Raw genomic sequence first — 23938 nt, forward strand, 5'->3', positions numbered from 1 at the left:
GCCGACGGGCTAACGTGGGGCCGCCGAGGGCCGATACCTTGGGGCCCCACCACGGCGCTGTGTTCCTCTCGCTTCTTCGGCTCCAGTCGCTCGCGTTCTGGCGCGCGCCCTACCTCGGCGGGCGCATCGCGCTCGCGCTCGTCAAAGGCGCGGGCGCGCTCTACGCCATCGCCTCGGCGCTCATCATCGGCTTCGTGTGGCCGGACTTGGTGGGCGTGGTCTCGCCAGAGGCCGACGCGGTGGGACTGGTGGAGACGTGGTTTCTGCCGGCGCTGGCCGTGCTGATGGGCGTCCGGTTCGTGTTCCAGGAGGTGCCCACGCGAGGGGCGACGGCGTTCCTGCTGCTGCCGGTCTCGCGCCGCCGCGTCGCCTCGGGCGTGCTCGCGCGTTCGCTGCCGACGCCGCTCAACCTTGCGCCTCTGGCGTTTATGCTGCCGTTCGCGGTCCGGGCGGTGCAGATGGCCTCGGGCGGTCCCGATTCGGCGTCCGCTGCTGGCGCAGCGTGGGGCGTGGGCGTGGCGGCGGTGCTGCTGGTCGCGCTCTCGCATTTCCTGTTCGTGGTGTGGAAAACGCAGTCTGGCGCGCGGCCTCTGGCGACGGTTTTGGGCGTGGCCGGGACCGTGGGCGCCGTGGCGTTGCTGGACCTCGCGGCGGGCGGCCTGCTCGCGAGCGTCCGCGCGGGCGCGCTCTGGCCTCTGGCGGTCCTGGGCGTTCTCCTCGCGGCGATAGGCGCGGCGGCCTACCGCGGGCTGGTGGCGTCGCTGTACCTGGACCACCGCTCGCAGCGCAAGAGGAAGAAGGCCTCTGGCGCCAGCGGCTTCGCGCGCGGCGGCGTGCGGGACTGGCTGGACCTCAACGGCGTGCTCCTGCGCCGGACGACGTTCCCGCGCGGCATCGCGGTCAACGCCGTGTTGGTGAGCCTGGGTCTGACCGTGCTCGTGCTGATCCCAGACAGCGGGGGCTTTACTGGGGGGCTGTTCACGTCGTCGCTCGTGCTCGTGTTCTCGACGGGCGCGCTCGCGGGCTCGCTCGGTCAGTACGCGCTGCCCTTCGCTAGTGGCTACTTCGACCGGCTGCTGACGCTCCCCGGCGGGATCGAGCGGTTCGTGCGCGCGGCGGCGGGGACGGTCGTACTCGGGACGCTCGGGATCGGCGCGTTGCAGGTGATCCCGGTTCTGATCCTCGCGCCGGGCTCGGTCTGGCTGATCGGCGTGTCCATCTTGTTCAGCCTCGGGGTGCTCGCGCCCTCGGCGCTGTGGGGCTCCACGCTGGGCCCGAAGCCGGTCGACGTCTCGGAGCGGCTCGCGTTCAACTACAAGGCGCAGTCGTTCGGAGCGCAGTTCGCGGTCGGCGGTACGGCAGTGCTCGTGGGCGGGCTGCTCGCGCTGGCAGGCCCGACGTGGGGGCCGGCCGTCGCGGCGCTGCTCGGGACTGCTGGCATCGCGCTCGCGCCGCTCTGGCTCCGGGCCCTCGCGCGCCGCATCCGGCGCCAGAGGCACGTCATCTCGGCCCGCTTCCGAGGCGCGCTGTGACGCGGGAGCCGTGAAGACTTCCAACCGTAGCGCTCGCCTCTGGCGCCAGAGGCGGACGTGAACCTCGGCTCTCTCCGCCTCGTCCTCAGTACCCACTCTCCAGTCCCCGAATGACCCTCTCCGCCTCCCGCCTCTCCAAGCGCTACGGCGAGTCGACGGCGCTCGCGCTGGACTCGCTGGAGATCGGCGAGGGCGAGCGGATCGCGCTCGTCGGCAACAACGGGGCGGGCAAGACGACCCTGCTCCGGCTCGCGCTCGACCTCATCCGACCCACAACGGGCCACGTCGATCTGGACGGCGTGCGCGTCGGCGGCGCGGACGAAACGTGGAAGCGGCGGACGGGCGCGTTCCTGGATTCCAGCTTTCTCGTGGACTTCCTCCGGCCGCAGGAGTACTTCCGCCTCGTCGCGGGGAGCTACGGCGTCTCGGCGCCAGAGGCCGACGCGCGGCTGGCGCGCTTCGCGGACTTTCTCGGCGCGGCGCTGGACGGCGCGTTGATCCGCGACCTCTCGCTCGGCAACGCGGCCAAGGTGGGCATCGTGGGCGCCCTCTTGCCGGAGCTGGACCTGATCCTGCTCGACGAGCCGTTCGCCAACCTCGATCCCGGCGCGCGGATCGCGCTGGAGACCCTCATCACGCGCGAGGCCTCTGGCGCCGACCGGCTCTCCGCCAGAGGCGCGACGGTCCTCGTCTCCAGCCACGACCTCGACCACGTGATCGGCATCGCCACGCGCGTGCTCGTGCTCGCCGACGGGCGCCTCGTGCGCGACACGCCCGCCTCGCCCCACACGCTGCGCGAGCTGCGGTCCTTCTTCGCCTCTGGCGGACACGGCCCGGCGCCAGAGGCCGGCCCCTCCGGGGCTTGATCCGTTTGGCGCCGGAATCTCGATGTGTAGAGATAGACCCGCGCCGTCCTGGCGCGAGGTCTCGCGCGCGGAGGCTGGTTGTCGTGGTGGAAGCCGCCCTCTGAGCGCGAACGCGGGCCTCTGGCGGGACCTGATCTCGCCAGAGGCCCTGCGTGGTGTGCCGCCTGTGCGTCCGGCTAGGCCGCCACGCCAGAGGGCTGAGCGCGTTGCACGGCGCAGATATCCACTTCGGCGGCTTTGCCCCGCAGCCCAATGGGGCCGAGCGCGAGGCTCGCGAGGCCGTCCGGCAGCGCCATCTGCTCCAGAAGCCAGTGCGAGACGAGCAGCCGGTGGCCGCGCGGGCGGCACTCCGCCTCGATGCGCGCCGCCGTGTTCACCACGTCGCCCGAGTGCACGATGTCGCGTTTCAGGTCGCCTACTTCGGCCGTGACCACGGTCCCGCCGTGGCAGCCCGCCTTGAACGCCGGGACCACGCCGTGCCTCTGGCGGTAGCGCTCCGCGCGGGCGTCGATCTGCTCATCGACGAGCGCGAAAAAGCGCAGCGGCGCGGCGGTCTTGAGCGCGCTCGCCATCGGCCACGAGACCATCACCTCGTCGCCGACGTATTGCACGATGCGGCCGCCGGTGGCGAGGACGGGCTCGGCCACGTCGGCGAAGAAGTCGTTCTTGAAGTCCGTGAACGCCAGAGGCCCGAGGCGTTCGGCGATGGCGGTGGAGTCCGTGAGATCCAGGAAGAGGAAGACGCGGTCCTCCTCCACGGGGCGGCGGTAGCGGCCGACCAGGAGCGCCAGGAGCGTCTCGGGGCCGAGCACGCGCCGGAGTTGGAGCCCGAGGTTGATCCCGAACGAGGCGACGGTCAGCAGCCCCAGCATGCTCCAGATCTGAGTGCCAGCGAGGAGGGCCTGGAACTCGGGCGTGCGGACGAGCACGCCGGGCGAAACCCCGAACTGCACCCACGAGACGACCCCGATGATGACGAGGATGCCGAGCGTGACCGCGAGCGCGTACGCCACCGTCCGGAGCGCTAGCGCGATCCCGAGCGGGAACAGCCGCCCGATCCGCGCCAGAGGCCCCGTCTCCAGCCACGCCCCGAGCGATCCCACCGTGAGCCCGATGGTGGCCGAGCGAACAACCGCCACCGCGAGGCTCTCCGTCCCGTTGGGCGCCGAGATGCCGACGATGCGCGCCGCCACGAACGCCGCCACCGACCACGCCAGAATTAACCCCGGCGCGATGGCGAGGGCGCGGCGGACGCGGCGGTGGGACAGGCGGGCGCTCAAGAAAACAAGCCTCTGGCGGGATCGACCCCGGACGATACGACGGGCGCCTCCTCGGCCGTCTGCCAGACGAGGTCCGGCCACCACCGCGTGGGCTCGGCACCCGCGGCCTCTGGCGTCACGTCGATGCTCTCGCCCGGGCGCGGCAGCGCCAAAGGCAGCCCGGCTTTGCGTGCCGCTACGAGCACGCGCTCGGCGGGCTCGGTCCAGCCGTGCAGCGCGAGATCGAACGTGGCCCAGTGGACCGGCAGGAGCAACTCGGCCTTTGCGTCGAGCGCGGCCTGGACCGCCTGCTCCGGCCCGAGGTGGATGTCGGCCCACGCCTCGTTGTAGGCGCCCATCTCCATCAGCGCCACGTCGAACGGCCCCAGCCGCTCGCCGACGGCGCGGAAGCCGTCCGAGTAGCCGCCGTCGCCGCCGATGTAGACCGAGTGGCCGCCAGAGGCCTCTGGCGCCTGGAGCACGAACCCGCACCAAAGCGTGCTGTCGCGGTCGGTCAGGAAGCGGCCGGAGAAGTGCCGCGAGGGCGTTGCGGTCACGCGGAGGCCCGAGGCGTGGGGCACTTCGATGTCCTCCCACCAGTCGAGTTCGGTCACCACCTCTGGCGGCACGCCCCAGCCTTCCAGCCGCGCGCCGACGCCGAGCGGACAAACCCAGCGCGGCACGCGGCCGGCGAGCGCCGTCACGGTCTCGGCGTCCAGGTGGTCGTAGTGATCGTGCGTGATGAGCACGGCGTCTAGGGGCGGGAGGTCCTCCAGCGCCAGCGGCACGGCGTGGAACCGCTTGACGCCGAAGAGCCGTCCCGGCGAGGCGTTGCCGCTCCACAACGGGTCGACAAGCAAGCGCCGCCCGCTGATCTCGACGAGCGTCGTGCCGTGGCCCATCCACGTGAGGCGGAGGCCTTTGGCGGGCGAGGCGAAGTCCTCGCGTGTGCGGCGCACGACGGGCACGCCAGAGGCGTCGGGCTTGCGGTGGGGGCTCCCGCCCGTCAGCCACTCCCACGCCGCGCCGGCGCCGCTCGCCATGCGTGCGCCCTCGGGGTTGACGAACCGCGATCCGTTCCACTGCGGCGAGGCCTCGATGCGCCTCTGGCGCTCGCCAGAGGCTCGCGCGCCGAGCGTTTTGAGCAGCGGGACGGAGGGCAGACCGCTCATCGGACCGGAGGCTCGAAGGCCCACGCGAGGGCGTCCTCGCGCCCGGACGTCGGCCACGTGCGGACGGTCAGGCCAGGGATCACGGCGCCCTGGACGGTCGCCGCCACGGTGATCCACCCGCGGTCGCTGACGACGGCGTACCGGTCCACGCGCCCAATACGCGGCAGCAGCGCGAGGCTGCGCCGGACGTTGGCGCTCAGCGCGTCCAGCGTCAGGCCGCCCACGCCATGAATCTCGCCGTAGAGGTGGACCGGCCTCGTGCCGTCCATCGCCCGTTCAACGGCGCGGTACAGCCCGGCGAGGTCGGGCGCGGTTACGGTCCCGTCGATCTCGTACGCGACGACGTGGGAGGGAGTGTCAGGGTGGAGGCGGAGCATGAGCGGGGAGGGGGAACGGCGCCAGGAGTGGCCTCTGGCGCCTCGTGGGACGGCCCAGCGCGCGCGAGGTGCCCGTGTAGATCTCGCGACTGCGCCTCTCTTGAAAGACCCCGCCGGCCTCTGGCGCCAGGGGCGAACCGCGCCGCGCGCCGCGGGTTGGGGGCCGATGCCGTCACGCCGCCGCCCCGCCGATCCGCCAGAGGCGCAACCCGCCGGGGCGCAACCCGCCGAGATCGGCTACCTCGCGCTTATCCGGGGCAACCGCAACGTGCGGCGGCTGTGGGGTGGCACGCTTGTCTCGCTTTTCGGCGACTGGTTCAACACGCTCGCGCTGTACCGCCTGGCGCTGGAACTGACCGGCAGCGAACTCGCGCTGGGGGGCGTGCTCCTGACCAAGCTGTTGCCTCTGGCGCTCGCCGCGCCCGTCGCTGCGGCGCTCGTGGATCGGCTGGACCGCAAGCATGTCATGATCGGCGCGGACTTGCTGCGGGCGGTCATCGTGCTTGGCTTCCTGTTCGTGCGCGAGCCGGGCGACCTGTGGCTGCTGTACACGCTCGCGTTCTGCCAGATCGCCGTCAGCGCCGCTTTTGGGCCGGCCAAGAGCGCGGCGCTGCCCAACATCACCGCCAGAGGCGAACTGCTGACGGCCAACGCGCTGCTATCCGCCTCGTGGTCGGTCATGCTCGCACTCGGCGCCGCCGCGGGCGGCCCGGCAGTGGACCTCTTCGGCACCGACGCCGTCTTCATCTTCGATGCCGTGACGTACCTCGTGAGCGCGGCGTTTATCGCCGGCATGACGATCCCCCAGGAGCGCGCCGAGGCCTCTGGCGGGAGCGTCCTCGCCCAAGCGTGGCGGCAGTCCGCCGACGGCATCCGCTACCTCCGCGAGAACGCGCGCGTCCTGCGCCCCGCGCTTGCCAAGGCGACGTGGACGCTCGGCGGCGGAGGTCTCATGCTCTGCCTCGCGCTGATCGGTGACCGCCTCTTTCCGAGCGCGGGTACGACCGGCATCGGCCTCCTCTTCGCCGCCAGAGGCCTCGGAACGGGCATCGGGCCCATCCTCGCGCGTGCCCTCTTCCGCGACACCCGCCGCTGGTTCGCCGTTCTCGGCGCCTGCATCGCCATCAGCGGCGCGGGCTACCTCGCCGTGGGCTCGCTCTCGTGGGAGCCGGGCACGAGCGCGCTACTGCTCCTCGCGACGGTCGTTTTCGCGCACGCGGCCTCTGGCGCCAACTGGGTGCTCTCCACCACGATCCTGCAGATGCGGACGGAAGACCGCTTCCGCGGGCGCGTGTTCACCGCCGACTGGCTCATCCTCGCGCTCGTCGAGAGCGCGTCCACGCTCGCGGCCAGCGTCGCGCTGGAGATGGGCGTGCCGTTGCGGACAGCGGTCCTCGCCTTTGCAAGCATCCAGGTAGCGGCGGGCCTCACCTGGCTGCTGGTGATGGTGCCCGCGGAGCGCGACGGCTCAGGATAGCCTCTGGCGCCAGAGGCCCGATACAGAGCGCGCCCGGCTGTGGTGAAGCCGGGCGCGCTACAACGATGTCTCGCCGGAGGTTTACTGCTGGATCACCGTCGCGGTGTTGTTCATGCCGGATACCGTAGCGGTGGCCGTGTTGCCTGACGTCGTCTGGTCGATGTCCACGGTGTTCGTCGCGCCCTGAACGTTGATGAAGGCGTCGTTGCCTGTCATCTCCTGAAGCACGTCGATCATGTTGCCGTCTCCGATGACGACGAGCCCGTCGTCGGCAAACTGCGTGGTACCGATGCGGTTGGCGGTACCCGTTTGCATCGTCGTGATGGTGTTGCCGATGCCATCGAGGGCGCCGGAGAGAACATGGCCGTTCCCGTCCTGCGTCAATGTGACGATGTTGCTGTTCACATCGCCTCCAGGGGCGCTGAGCACCGTGCCCACGCCTCTGGCGTTGACGTACAGCTTGTTGTTGTCGCCTGTCTGCACGATGTCGACGGTGTTGTCGCTGCCCCAGGTCTCATAAGCAGCGTTGTTGCCGTTTCCAGTCTGAGCAAAATCGATATCGTTGCGGTCGCTTCGTTTGACGTTGCTGCTCGACATCCGCTCTGCAGCCCGGTTGTTGTCACCAGCCTGCAAGATGGTGGTGAGGTTGCTGTCGCCGTCGTGCTGCAAAATGGCCGTGTTGCTCATGCCATTCTGGTTCACAGTCGCGTCGTTGTTGTCGCCCGTCTGATCGACGTCGCTGCTCCCGCCGTTGCCGACCTGGATGGTCAGCGCGTCGTTGTCGTCACCGGTCTGAGCGATGTCGCTGCCGTTTGAGTCGCCAAGAAACGCGCCGTTCGCGGCTTGGTCGGCGTCCGCGTCGTTCCTGCTTCCGATCTGCGTGATGGTAGCAACGTTGGAACTTCCCGTACCGCCGCCTTCTCCTTGCTCGACGACGGCTCTGTTGTCGTCGCCACCGGATTGTGAAACGGTCGCTTTGTTGAGGTCCCCGCTGCCGGCATCGTCGCCTTGATCGACAAACACCTCGTTGCTCGTCCCTCCGGTCTGTGTCACGGCTGCCTCATTCTGGCTTCCCGATCCCCCGTTGTTGGCTTGCTCGACATCGAGGTAGTTCATCACACCCCCATCCTGGGTGGTGGTCAGGACGTTGCTACTGCCCGGTCCTCCGTCAGCTTGAGAGGCAACGGCCCGGTTCTGATCTCCGTCGATCTGGGTGACGGTGGCTTCGTTCGTAGAGCCAATTCCTGCCGCTCCACGGCTTTGCTCGACGGTTATCTGATTGGATAGTCCACCCGTTTGGTGAGTGGTCGCGATATCGCCTGTCGAACTGCCACCGTTTGGCCCTTGCAGGATGGTCGCCGCGTTGCCTGTGCCATTGGTCTGATTCACGATGCCACTGCTGCCGGTAGCAAGCCCGAGAGCGCCTCCGCCATCTACACCCTGAAGGACCTTGCCGTCGTTGCCGGAGCCTCCGTTCTGGTTCACGGTTCCGGTGTTGCCAGAGCCGTTCTGGGTGACGGTGCCAGTGTTCTGCGCGTACGCTGGGGCGGCGATCAGCACGAGGGCGCCGGCTAGAAGAAAGAGTCGCATAGGTAATGGGGGAGAGGTTATCCGCTGGAGGAACTCCTAAGGCGTGCGGGCGCCGTAAACACTGGAGAGCGAGGCATTCAATCCTGAAAGCCGACCTGCAGCAAGCGGCCCTCTGGCGCCTCAGGGCGTATTAGAGGCCGATGTTGTAACCCGCGCTAGCGTTTGTGTTTGCTGAGGATATGCCCAGGGGTCAGAACGGTCGATCAACGCCGCGTGGTGATCGCCTTCGGCGTAGTTCTCTGATGGCGTCTAGGTGCACGCTTCTGAGCCGCCGCCGGCCTCTGGCGCCAGAGGCCGCTTCACCCGCGGGCCAACCCGCCGATACCTCAGGAAATCCCTGGCTGGTGTATGGCTCCCCGCGTCTCGCCCGATGTCCCCGACCTCCTCGCGGCCCTCGACCTCCAGCTCCGCATGGAGCAGGCCGAGGCGGAACTTCGCGCCGTCGCGCTCGGCCGGCCGGATCCTCTGGCGTTGCTCGAAGCCGGCGTGCGCCAACTCAGCGGCGCGCTCGGAGGGCGGCCGACCATCGCATATGTGGCCGGGGACGACGTTCTCGTGCGCTGCGCGACGTGGCCCGTCGACACGGCTTCGCCTGTCGAGATGCCTCTGGCGGACGCCCTGGACAGCACGCAGCCGACGGCGGTGCCGCCAGAGGCCCACGGAGACCTCTTGGAGGTGCTCGGGACGGAGGCGGCGCTCCGCGTGCCGTTCGAGGGGGCGGCCGAGGGCGTGTTCGTCATCGCCGGCGCGGACGACGAGGTCACGCGCGCGAGCGCGGCCCGCCTCGTGGCGCTGTTCAGCACGCTCTGGGCCTGGACCGAGTCCGAAGCCCGGTTCCAGCGCACCGTCGCGGACCTCGAGGACGCGCTCTTCACGTTCAGCTACGACGAGGACGGCGAGCGGCGCTACGCGTTTGTCACGCCGCAGGTGGAGGCGATGGCGGGCGTCGAGCCGCGCCTTCTGGTCAACGACGAGGTGAGCTGGGAGGCGCTCGTGGCCGACGTTGACGCCGAGACGTTCGCCTCGCACGACGAACGGCTCCGCGCCGGTGAGCCCAGCCGCTTGGACTACCGACTGCGCCTTGCCGACGGCTCCGTCCGCTGGGTGAGCGAGCGCGCCACGCCCAACATCGATGCCGCCGGGCGCTTCGCCGTCGGCGGCATCCTCTCCGACGTGACTGAGCGGAAAGACGCCGAGACGACGCTCGTCCGCGCTCGCCGCGTCGCGGAGCGCGCCGCCCAAACCCGCATGGCGTTTCTCCGCACGATGAGCCACGAGCTCCGCACGCCGCTCGGCGCCATCCGCGGGTTCGCGGAGATCCTCGAAGACGAGGTCCGCGCCCTGGACGGCGCCCCGCCAGAGGTCCCGGAGTTCGCCCGCACCATCGCCGAGGCCACCGACCGCGCGCTCCGCCTCGTCTCCAGCCTGCTCGATCTCTCGCGCTTGGAGACCAACGCCATCGAACTCGCCTCGCAGGCCTTGGACCTCGACGCGCTCGTCGCCGGCGTGGCCCTGCGCCACGCGCCAGAGGCGGAGGCCAACGGGCTCGCGTTCACGCTGGAGCGGGCCTCTGGGGAAGCCGTGGTCCAGGGCGACCCGTCGCGGCTGGAGCAGGTCGTGGACGGGCTGATCGCCAACTCGGTCAAGTTCACTGAGCGCGGCGAGATCACCGTCCGGGTGGAGCCCGACATCAACGAGGTGCGCGTGCGGGTGACCGATACCGGCGTGGGCATCAGCGAGGCGTTCGTGGACGGGCTGTTCGAGCCGTTCGCGCAGGAGGACCACCGCGTCAACCGCAAGTTCGAAGGCTCCGGCCTGGGGCTGGCCATCGCGAGCGGGCTGGTCCGCGCGATGGGCGGCCGCATCGAGGTCGTGAGCGAGCAGGGCGTTGGCTCCACCTTCTCGGTCGCCATCCCGACGCCAGAGGCCGAGACGCCCCGCCGCCGCGCGGACGACGCTCCGGGCGCGGGGGCTCGCTCGGGCAGCCCGGCGATGCGCCGTAAATCGGAGCGGCGGGTGTGAGGGGCGTGGCTCGATGCGTTGCGCGAGAGGCAACTCTCCCGCCCGCCTCTGGCGCGGAGTCTGCCTGTGTGTTTCGCCCGCTGGTCCTGCTCACGCTCCCATACTCTCTCAGCTGGGTGTGACAAACGGGTGACGCCAGCGGCTCCGATCTTGGTGTCAGAACCCGCCCGCACTGCCATGAGCATCGACTGGAACCACCTCTCCGCCCCCTTCGCGCCCGAGGACGTGGAGTGGAAGCCCGGCGCCACCACCCGCGACAAAAAGAAAGGCCTCGCGATGGCCTACATCACCGCCCGCGCCGTGCAGGAACGGCTGGACGAGGTGTTCACGCCCGGTGGCTGGAAAAACGAGTTCCGCGCGGGGCCTGATGGTGGCGTGATCTGCCGCATCTATTTCAAGACCGGCCACGTGGACGCCTCTGGCGAAGCCGAGTGGGCGTGGCGTGAGGACGGCGCGGACAACACCGACGTAGAGGCCGTCAAAGGCGGGCTCTCCAACGCGATGAAGCGTACCGGCGCCGCCCTCGGCATTGGCCGCTACCTCTACAAGCTGCCGTCCCAGTGGGTGCCGCTGGACGACCGCGGCCGGTTCGCGCAGACGCCGCGCATCCCGCGCGAGTACCTCCCCGCCTCTGGCGGCTCGCAGCGCTCGAGCGGTTCCCAGACCAGCTCCTCCCCAAACGGCCCGTCAGGCGTCGGGCAGTCCCGGGAGTCCGAGTCCCGCCCGCAGCGGCCCGCGTCCCAGGCGCAGCCCGAGCGCCCTCGACCGGCGCCAGAGGCCTCGCGGGATGAACCGGCCCGCTCCCCGCGCCCGACTTCTGAGCGCCCGGCCGACCCGCGCGGGGGCAACCGGCCACAAGCGGGCCAGAAGAAGGTGATCCGCCGCGTCGGGGGGCAGAACCGTTCGGATGCCCGGAGCAACGCCGGCGGCGACGGCGCTACGCGTCCCCCCGCGCCACCGCGGCCGTTCTAATCCCGTTTTCCGCCCCGCCCGGAACGCCCAGTCGCCTCGCGGAGGCGAGCGGCCCCGGGAGCCCGCGCGCACACGCGCGATGAGGGCGGACGCCCGCGCCGGAGGTCGCCTCTGGCGGGGCGAGACCTTTGCGCTGCCGTGGGAGGCCTCGGCGGCGCGTCTTGTGCTGGCGGTGGTGGCGCCAGAGGCCTCTGGCGGAGAACCGGGGCAGGGGAGAGGGGCGTAGGAGCGGCCCCCTCTTCCCCCTCCCTCCATGACCGCCACCTACTACGGGCACTCCGCCGTCCAGATCGATACCGGCGAGACGACGCTGCTCTTCGACCCGTTCATTACGGGCAACCCCCACACCGAAGGCGTTGTCGCCGCCGACGACCTCTCGCCGGACGCGCTGCTGCTCACGCACGCTCACTTCGACCACTACGGCGACACGGAGTCCATCCTGAAACGGACCGGCGCGACGCTCGTGTGCCAGTTCGAGATCATGGTCTACGTGCAGAAGCAGATCGGCCACAAAGCCGTACAGCCGATGAACACCGGCGGCACGGCCAGCCTGGGCTGGGGCCGCGTCACGAACACGTACGCGCGGCACTCCTCTTCTTTTGAGGACGGCACCTACGGAGGCCTCGCGGGCGGCTTCGTCGTCGAAACCGGCGACAAGACGATCTACCACGCGGGCGATACCGCCATCTTCTCGGAGATGGCCGAGATCGGCGAGCGCTTCGACATCGACCTTGCGTTCCTGCCCGTGGGCGACGTGCTCACGATGGGCGTGGACGACGCCGTCAAGGCCGCGCAGATGCTCAAGCCCAAGATGACGGTCCCGCTCCACTGGGGCACGCTCCCGTTCCTCACCGGCGACCCCGATGACTTCGTGCGCAAGATGATGAGCGCCGGCCTGGAGGCCCGCAAGTTGTCGCCCGGCGAGACGCTGGAGTTCTAGCTTCCCGCGCCAGAGGCTTGGCGCCCGGCCTCTGGCGCACACCGTGACGCACTCTCACTCGGCCCGCATGGACACGCTCGATTCGCTTTTTCCCACGACGACTGCCTGCGAGGCGGACACGCTCGACCTGGGCGAGCGTCTCGCAGTGCTTCTCCAGCCGGGGGATGTCGTTGCCCTGACGGGAGACCTCGGCGCGGGGAAGACGCACCTCGCCAAGGGCATCGCCAGAGGCTTGGGCGTGGCCCCGGACGAGGTCACCTCGCCCACGTTTACGCTCGTGCAGGAGTACGCGACGGATCCGCCGCTGCGCCACCTCGACCTGTACCGCATCGAGCGCGACGACGAGCTAGACGGCATCGGCCTGGACGAGATGCTCGCCGACCCCGAGGCCATCACGCTAATCGAGTGGCCCGAGCGCGCGGCCGGTCGCCTGCCGCCAGAGGCCATCCGCGTACACTTGAGCCACGAGGGGGGAGACCAGCGCCGCATCGGGCGCCTTCCGTGAGCGCGGAGGCCTTCTTGCTCGGTCTCCCGAGGTTCGCGGCCTCTGGCGCGAGCGCGTATGCGCCCGGACTGGGCCGCATCCGCGCCCTCCTGGCGGCGATGGGCGATCCACACCGCGGGCTCCGCGTCGTCCACGTCGCGGGGACGAACGGGAAGGGCAGCACGTCGTCCTTTGCGGCGGCGCTCCTGGCATCGGGCGGCCTGCGCGTGGGTCTGCACACCTCGCCTCACCTGTTGCACCTGCGCGAGCGGATGCGCGTGAATGGCGTGCCCGCCTCTGGCGCCTGGCTGGACGCCGCGGTGGAGAGCTACAAGAGCGAGATGCGCGAGATCGGCCCGAGCTTTTTCGAGGCGACCGTCGCGCTCAGCCTGCTCTACTTCGCAGAGCAGCGCGTCGATGTCGCCGTCGTCGAAGTCGGCCTCGGGGGACGGCTGGACGCTACGAACGTCATCGAGCCTCTGGCGGCGCTGGTCACGCACATCGGGCTGGACCACACGGACCTTCTGGGCGACACGCCAGAGGCCATCGCGCGCGAAAAAGCCGGCATCGCCAAGCCCGGCGCGCCGTTCCTCCACGCGCTCCCGGCGGGACCCACGCGCGACGCCCTCGAAGCCGAGGCTCGCCGTCGAGGCGCCACGCCAGAGGCGGTCCGGGACGCCTGCCGCGTCAGCGCCTCTGGCGCCGACTACGCGTTTACCACGCCAGAGGCGAGCTACAGCCCCGTTGGCCTCGGGCTTTCGGGCGCGCATCAGGCGTGGAACGCCGCCCTCGCGCTCCGCGCCGCCGAGATCGCACTGGGTGGCCCCGCGCCTCTCTCGGGCTTGCGCGACGTGGTGGCTCTAACCGGCCTCCGGGGCCGCGCCGAAGTCTGGAGCGAGGACCCACGCGTCGTGCTCGACGTGGCGCACAACCCGGACGGATGGCGCGCTGCGCTCGACGCCGTTCCCGGTGCTCCGGGCGCGCACCTGTGGGTGCTTGCTGGCGTCATGGCGGATAAGGACGTAGAAGGCCTGGGCGATCTCCTCGCCGCCAGAGGCGCACGCGTTCTGGCCCTTGGCCTTGAGGGCGAGCGCGCGCTCGGCGCCGAGCCTCTGGCGGAGCGGCTCCGCGCCTGCGGCGCCGAGGTCGAAACCGCTGCCTCCGTAGAAGACGCACTGGACCGATTCAGGCGCGAGGGCTCTGGCGCCGATCGGCTCCTCGTAACCGGTTCCCACGTCACCGTTTCCGACGTGTTGAAAACAGAGCGAACCTCTGCAACCCCGGGAGGTTAGAATCTGGATCCTTGCACAGGGAGACCTGTATCAGGAAAACCCTTAGCCGTGCGGATCCCGCCCTTCTGCCGCACGCGCCGCCCCTCTCTCTTCCGTTCTCGTGCCGCAGGCGCCTTGTGCCGCGGTGTCTTCCCATGACTATCGCCGCTCTCCAGCAGAAGCGCTCCTCCGAGCTCGAGGAAATCGCCCGCCAGATGGACATCCGAGACGCCGGGGGGCTGAGTCGGCAGGATCTGATCTATCGCATCCTGGAGGCACACGCGGACGCCGACTCCGATGACGACGAGCCGGCCCAGAGTGGAGACAGACCTCCCCGTTCCCGCGAGGCCGTCGACCTCACCTCCTCGCGGCTTTCCCGCGAGTCGCTTCGGGAGCAGGCCGCCGAGCGGGAGGCCGAGCGCCCGCGCCGCCGCCGCGCCACCCGCCAGAGGCTCCCGATCTCTCCCGACTGGCCGGCGTACATGCAGGGCTACGACCCGCAGCGGATCACCCTGGAAGGGCTCGCGCGGAAGGTCGGCGTTTTGGAAATCTTGCCCGACGGCTACGGCTTCCTCCGCTCGGCGGAGTACAGCTACCTGCCGTCGCCGGACGACATCTACGTCAGCCCGAGTCAGATCAAGCGCTTCTCGCTGCGCATCGGCGACACGCTGGACGGGCAGATCCGGCCGCCTAAGGAGGGCGAGCGCTTTTTCGCGCTGCTCCGCGTCAACACCATCAACGGCAAGTCGCCAGAGGCGTTTTCCGAGCGCACGGGCTACGACTACCTCACGCCGGCCTACCCGGACAGCCAGCTCCGCATGGAGACCTCTGGCGACGAGACCACGATGCGGGTCGTGGACCTGTTCGCGCCCATCGGGAAAGGTCAGCGGGGGCTGATTGTGGCGCAGCCAAAGTCAGGCAAGACCGTCCTGCTCCAGAAAATGGCGCAGGCCATCGAGGCAAACCATCCGGACGCGTACCTCATCGTTCTGCTGATCGACGAGCGGCCGGAGGAGGTGACGGACTTCCAGCGCTCCATCCGCGGCGAAGTCATCGCGAGCACGTTTGACGAGGACCCGGAGCGGCAGGTCCACATCGCGGACTTGGTACTGGAAAAGGCGAAGCGCTTGGTGGAGGCAGGCCAGGACGTGATCGTGCTGGTGGATTCCATTACTCGCCTTGCCCGCGCCCACAACGCCATCGCCTCCGAGGGGGACAACGCCAGCCGCTCGCTGCCGGGCGGGCTGGACCCGAGCGCGCTCCGCGGTCCCAAGCGGCTGTTCGGCGCCGCGCGCGCCGTCGAAGAGGGCGGGTCGCTGACGGTGATCGGGACGGCGCTCGTGGACACGGGGAGCCGCCTGGACGATCTCATCTTCGAGGAGTTCAAGGGCACCGGCAACATGGAGCTCACGCTTACGCGTGACCTCGCGGACCGCCGCATCTATCCGGCCATCGACCTTCTCCGCTCCGGCACGCGCCGCGAAGAGATGCTGATCGCGCCCGAGCGGCTCCAGCGCATCTGGCGCCTCCGCCAGAAGCTCGCGGACCTGGACCCGACGGAGGCGATGACGGCCCTCCTCTCCGAGATGCGCGGGACCGACAGCAACGACGCTTTTCTCGCGGACATCCCCGCTTAACCCCGGCGTGAGCCCGGGACAAGCCTCTGGCGCCGCCGAGAACGCCAGAGGCCCTTCCACCTGTTATGGACGCAGTATTACTGGACATGGACGGCGTTCTCGTGGACGTGAGCGGTTCGTACCGCCGCGCCATCGCGGAGACGTACGAGCACTTTGCCGGGACGCCTCTGGCGGCCGGCGCCACGCAGGCGAAAAAGGATCAGGGCGGCTTCAACAACGACTGGGTGCTCACGCACTCGCTCCTCACCGACGCCGGGATCGGCACGCCGTACCCGGAGGTCGTGGACGAGTTCGAGCGGCGCTACCGCGGCGACGACTACAGCGGCTTGATCCGCGAGGAGACGCCCGCGATCACCACAGAAACGCTGGAGCGGCTGGCCTCTGGCGCCAAGCTCGCGCTCGTGACCGGGCGCGTGGAGGCGGACGCGCACTGGACGCTCCAGCACTTTGGGTGGGCGCACCTGATCCCGCTCGTGATCGGGATGGAAACACAGGGCGACCGCGGCAAGCCGGACCCGTTCGCGGTGACGCTCGCCCTGGAACGGCTGGGCGTCGCGCCAGAGGCCGCCGTCATGGCAGGCGATACGGTGGACGACATCCGCGCCGCCCGAGCCGCTGGCGTGCGCGCGATCGGTGTGGTTCCGCCGGGGCACGAGACGCGCGCGCACTCCTCGGTCTTGCTCAGCGCGGGGGCTGAGGTCGCGGTCTCGCGCGCGGACGACCTCCCGCTGGTGATCTCCGTGATGGACGGAGACCACGAGTAGCGCTCAGGCCGCCAGAGGCTCGACGCACTCGGCCTGTCCCGTCGGCTCGGGGAGATACCGCCAGACGACCCACGCCAGGACGACGACCGTCGCGGCGGAGGCGAACGTGACGGACCGGAAGCCCCACGCGCCGTACAGCGCGCCGGCCATGATGCCGCCCACGCCGGTCCCGATCTGCCCGACGGCGATCACGAGCGACATCAGCGTTCCCCTCTGGCGCCCGGGCACTAGCGCCGTGAGGAGCGCCTGGAGCGGGCTGGCGCGGAGCGCGAAAAACCCCATGATGGCGATGTAGATCGGGTACAGCGCCCACCGCGCCTCGCCGACCACGTAGGTGAGCCCGAGCGTGACGAGGCCCAGGCCGATGCACGAGACGAGGATCATCGGTTTGCGCCCCGTCCGATCCGAGAGGCCGCCCGCCCACGGGCCGATCAAAACGCTCGCGAGGCCGCCGACCGAAAACAGCGTCGCGATAAAGTCGATGGGCAGTCCGAACACCGCCAGAGGCTCGCCGAACAGCGTGACGCCGAGCGGCTGCGTCGCGGAGATCCAGATCGGGAGGTAGGCGATCAGGAGACCCAGCCCGAGGTACATCAGGAAGTACGTGACCGCTGCCGCCCGGTTGTCGCCGGAGCGCAAGAGGCTGGCATAGCCCGCGAGAAAGGCCGGGAGGTCCAGGCGGCTCTCGTCCAGCTTCACCTTCGGCTGCGGGACCACAGCGAGGACGAGCACGCACGTGAGCGCCATCAGCGCCGCGAAGATGATGAACGGGACACGGAAGCCCAACCCGGCCGCCAAGACCCGTCCGATCGGCACGCCGAAAACGAGCCCGACCGGGACGCCGCTCATGACGACGCCTGTGGCCCAGCCGCGTCGCGAGTACGGGACCGCGTCGCCCACGTAGCTCACCGCCGCGCCCGAGAGCATCCCGCCGCAGGCGCCTGCAAGCACCCGCGCGCCCATCAACCCCACGAACGAGCCGACCAACCCGTGCAGCAGCAGCGCGCCCGCCAGCGCGCCCGATCCGATGAGGAGCACGCGCCGCCGTCCGATCCGGTCCGAGACGGGGCCCATCACGAGTGCCGCCGCCGCGAGCGCCCACGAATAGGCGGGGATCAGCCACCCCAGGAGCGCATCCGATACGCGCAGCGCCTCGCCGATCACCGGCAGGATGGGCGTGATGATGATGGTCTGGCTGGCCGCCGTGAACACCAGCAGCCACAGCGCGCCCAGCGTAGCAGCCGCCCGCGATGCCGATCCCAGTCCCAGGCCCGAGAGGCCTCTGGCGGAGTCGCCGCTCGGAGCGGACGCGCCAGAGGCGGAGGGAGAAGAGGGGTCGTCGGAATCGTTTGGTGCAACAGGCATCGGCGGTGGACGCAGAGGCGGTCGGAAAGGTCCGGGGGAATCTCGCGCCCGGGGCGAGACGGGTGGGGCCCGTGGGGCGAGGATATGCCCACGCCAGAGGCCCAAGGGCGCTCGTGAAGGGGCCGAGAAGTGCGGCCTGCGTTCCGGAGAGGCCGTCGGTAACGCTGGCGTGATAGACCGGTAACGCCCTGGTAATGGGCGGGTAACCGGGTCGTAACAGGGCCGGGGTAGTGTGCTCGCGGACGGGCACCGCAGCTGATTCCCACTCCTGCGGCGCCGCTTTTCGCGCTCTCCCACACCCCCTCTCATGCGCCTTTTCGTCACCTCTTGTTTGCTGGCCGTCGCCCTCTTCGGAGCCTCTGGCGCGAGCGCACAGGCCACCGGCATCCTCAATGGAACGGTCGTCGACGCCGAGTCCGGCGAGACCCTGATCGGCGCCAACATCTACGTCCCCTCCATTGAGCGCGGCGCGGCGACTGACCTCGACGGCAACTACCGGATCACTGGGCTCCCCGCTGGCTCCTACGATGTGCAGTACTCCTTCGCCGGTCTGGTGGACCAGACGGTCACGGGCGTCGAGATCGTCGCGGGGCAGACGACGACGATCAACGTCCAGCTCACGTCCGACGAACTGGAGACGGTGACCGTCACGGCCGCCGCCATTATCGAGACGAACAGCGAAGTCGGCCTCTTGCGGCTGCGCGCCCGCGCGGCGCAGGTCTCGGACGCGATCTCGGCCGAGGCCATCTCGCAGAGCGGCTCCAGCGACGCCAGCGACGCGATGGAGCGCGTGACCGGCGCGAGCGTCCAGGGCGGCAAGTACGTCTTCGTGCGCGGGCTCGGCGACCGCTACGCCAACACGCAGCTCAACGGCGCCACGCTCCCGACCGCCGACCCCGACCGCCGGGCGGTCCAGTTCGACCTCTTCCCGAGCGAGTTCCTGGAAAACATCATCACGCTCAAGACCTTTACCCCGGACAAGCCCGGCAGCTTTTCCGGCGGTCTCGTGGACATCAACACGCGCTCGTTCCCCGAGCAGATGACGGCCTCGCTCTCGGTCTCGACCGGCGCCTCCACGCTGGTCACGCCCGGCGGGGACATCCTCGTGGACCCCGCGACAAGCGTCTCGTACGTCGGCACGGCCAGTGACTTCGAGATCCCGTCTGAGCTCCTGGGAGAGGCGGACCTGCCGGTCCTCTCGCGCCAGATCCGCTTCAACCCCGAGGCCGACCCCGAGATGCTCGCGGCGGTCCAGTTGAATGAGCGGCTCGTCGACGCCTTCGGCGCGCGCAGCGTGGCGCCAGAGGCCGGCACGGCGGCGCCGAACGTCAGCGCCTCTGGCGCCTTCGGCAACCGCTTCAGCGTTCTCGGAAACGACCTCGGCTTTATCGTCAGCGGCACGTTCGACCGCGGCGTCTCGTCCTACGACGAGGGCATCGTGGGACGCTACGGGACGGCCGGCGAGAACGAGAGCGGCCAGCAGCTCCCGCAGCTCCGCCAGAGGCGCAACGACCAGCGCACGACGCTGGCGTCCAACCTCGGCGGCATCGCGAACGCGGCGTACCGCATCGGGCAGTTCAACGAGGTGTCGCTGAACACGCTGTTCTCGCGCAACGCTGAGAGCGAGGCACGCCTCATCTCTGGCCCGGCGCCGTTCCCCATCGGCGGGACCGGCGACCCGATCACGGTCACGGACCGCGTCGTGGGCCACGCCGAGCGGCAGCTGGCCTCCGCATCGCTCCGCGGGCGCCACGAGCTTCCCCGCGCGGCGGGCGTGGGCGTAGAGTGGCGCGCGAGCTACGCCGAGACCCAACTCGACGAGCCCGACCTGCGCTTCTTTGCCAACGCGAACCTGAGCGGGGCCTCTGGCGGCAACGACTTGGTCGTGGGCGGCGCGTCACTGAACAACACGCTGCACTTTTTCCGCGAGTCGACCGAGACTCTCGGGGGTCTGGGCCTGGACCTCACGGTCCCCGAGCGCGCGCTTGGCGGGTTGGCGACGATCAAGGTCGGCGGGCTCTACGAGACCACCGCCCGCGACTTCCGCGAGCGCCGTTTCGAGATCCTCTCTGAGGGCCTTCAACTGAACGGCGAGGACGCCGAGTCCGTCAACGCCTTCTTCAGTGAAGCCAACTCCGGCGTGTTGGAGGTGCTCCCTGCCAACCCGCGCGATCCGCAGCAGCGCCAGACCTACCTGCTCGGCAACATCTTCCGCGACGGCACGCAGGACAACAACCAGTACGACGGCGGTCTGGACGTGGCCGCGGGCTACGCGATGGCGGAGTTCTCGCTCATCGACCGCCTCCGCGTCATCGCCGGCGCGCGCTACGAGCGGACCGACCTCTCCATCGACGTCGTCAACCGCATCACGGGCGATGCCGTGGCGCCAGAGGACCCGGACTTCAGCAACCAGATCGCGGAGAACGACATCCTGCCGTCGCTCAACGTCGTTTACGCGCTGACGGACAACATGAACGTCCGCACGGCGGCCACGCGCACGCTCGCGCGGCCCACGTTCCGCGAGATCGCACCGTTCTGCGCCTTTGACTTCGGCACCGACGGCGAGCTGTGCGGCAACCCGGAGCTCAACCGGACGCTGATCTCCAACCTCGACCTCCGCTGGGAGTGGTTCAACACGCCGGGCTCGCTTCTGGCGGCCAGCGTCTACTACAAGGACCTCCAGAGCCCCATCGAGCGCGTCATCATCGACAACGACAACGGGCTCCAGGAATTCCAGAACGTCAGCGACGCGACGATCCTGGGCGCGGAGTTCGAGGCGCGCCAGAGGCTGGAGACGTTCGGGCTCACCGGGCCCGTCCTCCGCAACCTCTCGCTCGGCGGCAACCTGACGGTCACGCGCTCCGAGATCACCATTGGCGAGACCGAGCTGGCCGAGCGCCGCACGGTCAACCCCGATGCCGCGGACACGCGCCCACTCCAGGGGCAGAGCCCGTTCCTCGTCAACGTGGACCTGTCCTACGACAACCCCACGAGCGACACGCGCGCCGGCCTCTTCTTCAACGTGTTCGGCCGCCGCCTCTCGCGGGTCGGCATCCCGGACGTGTACGAAAACCCGAGCCCGCAGCTGGACTTCGTGGCGAGCCAGCGCCTGCTGGATCAGATCTCGGTCAAGCTCTCGGTCAAGAACATCCTCAACGCCAACGCCGAGGAGGTCTACGACTTCCCGGAGTCCACGTACAGCGCCATCGGGGGGCTCACGCCCTTCTACCTCCAGCGCGAGCGCGGCACCTCGTTCTCGCTGGGCATCAGCTTCAGCCCCGCCTTCGGCGGCGGATCTCCCGCTGTTCCCCCGGCGCCGTCCGCCTCGGGCGTCGGGCGCCTCTAGCCCGCCTGGCGGGCCTGCCCCGCCAGCGGCCTCTGGCGCCAGCCCCGGGCGCGCTCCGTTCCCACTCCGCTTTTCCCTCGCCTCTGGCGCCAGAGGCTCACGCTTCCCTCTCTTCCTGCTCTCATGCGATCTCTCGCTACTCTCACCGCAGCCGCTCTCGCACTGCTCCTCTCCGGCACCGCGTTCGCGCAGTCGACCACCCAGACGCTTTCCGGCGTCCTCACCGGCACCACCACCCTTAGCGCGAACGAGGTCTACCTCATCGACGGCGAGGTGTACGTGGACAACGGCGCGACGCTGAACATCCCAGCGGGCACCGTCCTCAAAGGAAAGCAGAACCCGACGACGGGCAACGGGCAGTCCAGCGTGCTCGTCGTCCAGCGCGGCGGCACCCTCAACGCCAGAGGCACAGCCGCGGCGCCGATCATCTTCACCGCCGAGGGCGACGACGTCACGGACCCCTTCGACACCAACGAGACGCAGCGCGGCCTCTGGGGCGGCGTGATCATTCTCGGCAACGCGACCAACAACCGCGGCGTGCGTCAGGTGGAGGGCATCCCGTCCACGGACCGCTCCAAGTACGGCTGCGGCGATGCGGGCTTCGACTGCGACGAGGACGACGACTCGGGCGAGATGACCTACGTCTCCATCCGCCACGCGGGCTTCACGCTCACGCCGAACGCGGAGATCAACGGCCTCACGCTCGGCTCGGTCGGCCGCGGCACCCTGCTGGAGCACATCGAGGTGTTCGCCAACTCGGATGACTCCTTCGAGTTCTTCGGCGGAACGGTCAACGCGAAGTACCTCGTGGCCTCCTTCAGCGGCGACGACGACATCGACTGGGACCAGGGCTACACCGGCAAGCTGCAATTCGTCTTCTCCCTCAAGGACGAGAGCGGCGACGTGGGCCGCTGCATCGAAGGCGACGGCGCCGCCAGCCCGTTCACCGCGGCGCTCCTCTCCGATCCCGTCGTGAGCAACCTCACCTGCGTCGGCTCCGGCGTGGGCTCCACACCGGGCGGCTCGGACGCCGGCGGCCCCACGCTCAAGCTGCGCGAGAACACCCGCGGCGCGATCTACAACTCCGTCTTTACCGCCGTGCAATCCAGCGCGGGCGGGATCGACCTGGAAGTGCAGCCGGAGGACGACAACGGCAACCCCGTCGGTGACGCCACGATCTCAACGGCGCAGAACTTCCGCGAGGGCGAGCTGACCATCGCGAACAACATCTTCTTCGACTTCAGCGTCGGCAACGACGCCGCGAGCATCGTCCGGCGCGACGAGGCAGACATCGAGGCGACCATCGCGGCCGCCAACCAGTTCGTCACACCCGGCCTCGTCAACGTCGCCGATGGCTCTGGAGCCGCCGACGATGCCCGCGACCAAGACGGCGTGCTGGACCCCCGCCCGGGCTTCGGAAGCGCCGCGGCCTCTGGCGCGGACTTCACCCTCGCGCGCCTCTCCGGCGACAACTTCTTCACGCCTGTCAGCTTTAAGGGAGCCTTCCCCGCCACCAACCAGGGCCTCTTCTGGGCCGCGGGCTGGACCGCGCTGGACGACATGCTCTACTTCAGCGCCAACGTGACCGTGGACGCCGAGGAGGCGCCAGAGGCCGCCGCGTCCGCGCTCCGCGCCTTCCCGAACCCCGCCTCTGGCGTGGCGACGGTCGCCCTCACGCTCGCAACGGCTCAGGAAGTGCAGTTGACCGTCGTGGACATGCTCGGCCGCGAGGTCGCCGTGCTCGCCTCTGGCGAGACCGCCGCAGGCGAGACGCGCTTCGCGCTCCCCGTCGCGGACCTCCAGGCGGGCACCTACCTCGTCCGCCTCGCGACGGAGGGTGCGGTGAGCACGCAGATGCTCACGGTCGTCCGCTAGCCAGTTGCCTCTGGCGGCGCACTGCCGCCAGAGGCCCCTACCGCTCGGCATTCGGCGGAGCCCGTCCAACCGGCGGCCTCGGCCGCCCCGCCCGCCGAGCCTACGCGCCGGTCCCTGTGGGAGGGGACCGGCGCGGTTTTGTTTGGGCCTCTGGCGCCAGAAGCCGGGGGCAAACGGGCCTTGGGTCGCTCAAGGGAGTAGTTTTCTCGCGCAGAGATTCATCCTCAAACTCACCCGTTTCATGCGCTTTGTTACTGTTTTGATTACTTTTACGTTCGTTGCCACCGGCTGTGCGTCGAGCTATTCATCCGTGGCCTATGACTCCGGCGCGTACGTCCAGGCGCCAGCCGATGACGGCCTCGCGTTTTCCTATTTGTACGACGCGCAGCCCGGCTACTACGGCAAGAAAGCGCGCAAGCGGGGGGTCAACATCGTCGCGGTGCGCGTCGTAAACCAGACCGAGGCTCCGGTCACGCTGGACCGGAACTCGCTCCGGGTGAAGTATGGCGCCAACCCGGTGACGCCGGTCCGAGGGCAGATGGTGGCAGACGTCGTAAACCAACCCGTATGGACGCACCTCCTCTGGGGGCTGCTCAACGTCACCGTGACTGAGAACGATGAGGTGACGCTTTTCCTCCCCGTAGGGCTGGGGATCGCCGGCGCGAGCATCCTTACGGCGTCGCGCGCCAACGGCAAGGCCGAGCGGGTGCTGGTGGAGGACGAACTCTTCGGCCTCACGATTCCGCCGGGCGGGACCGCCGACGGTCTGATCTACCTCAACGAGCTCGGCAGCGCGCCGCTCTCGTTCGATTACATCCCCGCTGCGGCCTCTGGCGCTGAAGAGTAAGCGCCGCGCGGCGCCAGACCGCCCATCGGCAAGCACGGTTCTAAGCGGCGGGGCCTCTTCTGGCCTCTCCGCTTCCCGCCTCTGACGCCAGAGGCGGGCGAGTCGTCCTGCCTGGAGTGCGGACCTCGCCAGAGGCCTCTGG

The 23938-nt window shown here is 69.6% G+C and carries 18 protein-coding genes; 13 read left to right on the forward strand and 5 right to left on the reverse strand.

All coding sequences use genetic code 11. The annotated features are described in order from the left end of the window. The first annotated feature begins 59 nt into the window (after window positions 1-59). Both BSZ36_RS01860 and BSZ36_RS01865 read left to right on the forward strand, forming a co-directional pair. Window positions 60-1532 (forward strand): DUF5687 family protein, encoded by a 1473-nt coding sequence (locus BSZ36_RS01860; RefSeq protein WP_094545463.1) that lies wholly within the window; start codon window positions 60-62, stop codon window positions 1530-1532. A 110-nt stretch (window positions 1533-1642) separates the two neighbouring features. After that, window positions 1643-2398, forward strand: coding sequence for an ATP-binding cassette domain-containing protein (locus BSZ36_RS01865; protein WP_094545464.1), 756 nt, complete (start codon window positions 1643-1645; stop codon window positions 2396-2398). Between the two features lie 176 nt (window positions 2399-2574). Here the strand turns inward: BSZ36_RS01865 and BSZ36_RS01870 are convergent, their stop codons facing one another. The 3 genes from BSZ36_RS01870 to BSZ36_RS01880 are packed head-to-tail and all read right to left on the reverse strand — an operon-like array spanning window position 2575 to window position 5206. Continuing rightward, window positions 2575-3678, reverse strand: a complete 1104-nt coding sequence (locus BSZ36_RS01870; RefSeq protein WP_094545465.1) for an adenylate/guanylate cyclase domain-containing protein — start codon at window positions 3676-3678, stop codon at window positions 2575-2577. Beyond that, window positions 3675-4829 (reverse strand): MBL fold metallo-hydrolase, encoded by a 1155-nt coding sequence (locus BSZ36_RS01875; protein ID WP_094545466.1) that lies wholly within the window; start codon window positions 4827-4829, stop codon window positions 3675-3677. Before BSZ36_RS01875 ends, BSZ36_RS01870 begins: the two co-directional genes overlap by 4 nt. After that, window positions 4826-5206: a SpoIIAA family protein gene (locus BSZ36_RS01880; RefSeq protein WP_094545467.1), complete on the reverse strand. Its 381-nt coding sequence runs from the start codon at window positions 5204-5206 to the stop codon at window positions 4826-4828. Before BSZ36_RS01880 ends, BSZ36_RS01875 begins: the two co-directional genes overlap by 4 nt. Before the next feature lie 166 nt (window positions 5207-5372). On the opposite strand from BSZ36_RS01880, the gene BSZ36_RS01885 reads away from it, so the two are divergent. Then, window positions 5373-6683, forward strand: a complete 1311-nt coding sequence (locus BSZ36_RS01885; RefSeq protein WP_094551099.1) for an MFS transporter — start codon at window positions 5373-5375, stop codon at window positions 6681-6683. Between the two features lie 81 nt (window positions 6684-6764). On the opposite strand, the gene BSZ36_RS01890 is transcribed toward BSZ36_RS01885, so the two are convergent. Then, a complete protein-coding gene (locus BSZ36_RS01890; protein ID WP_143536721.1) occupies window positions 6765-8243 on the reverse strand; it encodes a beta strand repeat-containing protein in 1479 nt (492 codons plus the stop codon). Window positions 8244-8621: 378 nt separating this feature from the next. Between BSZ36_RS01890 and BSZ36_RS01895 the strand changes: the two genes are divergently transcribed. The 7 genes from BSZ36_RS01895 (at window position 8622) to BSZ36_RS01925 (ending at window position 16363) form a co-directional block, all read left to right on the forward strand. Further along, window positions 8622-10295 carry a sensor histidine kinase gene (locus BSZ36_RS01895; protein WP_094545468.1) on the forward strand — a complete coding sequence of 558 codons (1674 nt, stop codon included), beginning with the start codon at window positions 8622-8624 and terminating at the stop codon, window positions 10293-10295. Window positions 10296-10472: 177 nt separating this feature from the next. Further along, window positions 10473-11267, forward strand: a complete 795-nt coding sequence (locus BSZ36_RS01900; RefSeq protein WP_094545469.1) for a Rad52/Rad22 family DNA repair protein — start codon at window positions 10473-10475, stop codon at window positions 11265-11267. 253 nt (window positions 11268-11520) lie between these two features. Next, window positions 11521-12207 carry a metal-dependent hydrolase gene (locus BSZ36_RS01905; RefSeq protein ID WP_094545470.1) on the forward strand — a complete coding sequence of 229 codons (687 nt, stop codon included), beginning with the start codon at window positions 11521-11523 and terminating at the stop codon, window positions 12205-12207. Between the two features lie 43 nt (window positions 12208-12250). Beyond that, entirely contained in the window at window positions 12251-12712 is a 462-nt protein-coding gene (tsaE, locus tag BSZ36_RS01910) for a tRNA (adenosine(37)-N6)-threonylcarbamoyltransferase complex ATPase subunit type 1 TsaE (protein WP_179270969.1), read from the forward strand. Beyond that, window positions 12709-13983, forward strand: coding sequence for a bifunctional folylpolyglutamate synthase/dihydrofolate synthase (locus BSZ36_RS01915; protein ID WP_218827523.1), 1275 nt, complete (start codon window positions 12709-12711; stop codon window positions 13981-13983). Before tsaE ends, BSZ36_RS01915 begins: the two co-directional genes overlap by 4 nt. Window positions 13984-14117: 134 nt before the next feature. After that, the gene (gene rho, locus BSZ36_RS01920; protein ID WP_094545472.1) at window positions 14118-15599 is read left to right on the forward strand and encodes a transcription termination factor Rho; all 1482 of its coding nucleotides are present in this window, start codon (window positions 14118-14120) and stop codon (window positions 15597-15599) included. Window positions 15600-15664: 65 nt separating this feature from the next. Further along, window positions 15665-16363 carry an HAD-IA family hydrolase gene (locus BSZ36_RS01925; protein WP_094545473.1) on the forward strand — a complete coding sequence of 233 codons (699 nt, stop codon included), beginning with the start codon at window positions 15665-15667 and terminating at the stop codon, window positions 16361-16363. Window positions 16364-16366: 3 nt separating this feature from the next. On the opposite strand, the gene BSZ36_RS01930 is transcribed toward BSZ36_RS01925, so the two are convergent. After that, window positions 16367-17728, reverse strand: coding sequence for an MFS transporter (locus BSZ36_RS01930; protein ID WP_179270970.1), 1362 nt, complete (start codon window positions 17726-17728; stop codon window positions 16367-16369). A 307-nt stretch (window positions 17729-18035) separates the two neighbouring features. Between BSZ36_RS01930 and BSZ36_RS01935 the strand changes: the two genes are divergently transcribed. From BSZ36_RS01935 to BSZ36_RS01945, 3 genes are all read left to right on the forward strand, one after another. Beyond that, a complete protein-coding gene (locus tag BSZ36_RS01935) occupies window positions 18036-21074 on the forward strand; it encodes a TonB-dependent receptor (RefSeq protein WP_094545474.1) in 3039 nt (1012 codons plus the stop codon). A 123-nt stretch (window positions 21075-21197) separates the two neighbouring features. Further along, window positions 21198-22949, forward strand: coding sequence for a T9SS type A sorting domain-containing protein (locus BSZ36_RS01940; RefSeq protein ID WP_094545475.1), 1752 nt, complete (start codon window positions 21198-21200; stop codon window positions 22947-22949). A gap of 241 nt (window positions 22950-23190) precedes the next feature. After that, window positions 23191-23796 (forward strand): hypothetical protein, encoded by a 606-nt coding sequence (locus BSZ36_RS01945; protein WP_143536722.1) that lies wholly within the window; start codon window positions 23191-23193, stop codon window positions 23794-23796. Window positions 23797-23938 lie beyond the last annotated feature (142 nt).

The organism is Rubricoccus marinus (assembly GCF_002257665.1).
Taxonomy (GTDB): domain Bacteria; phylum Bacteroidota; class Rhodothermia; order Rhodothermales; family Rubricoccaceae; genus Rubricoccus; species Rubricoccus marinus.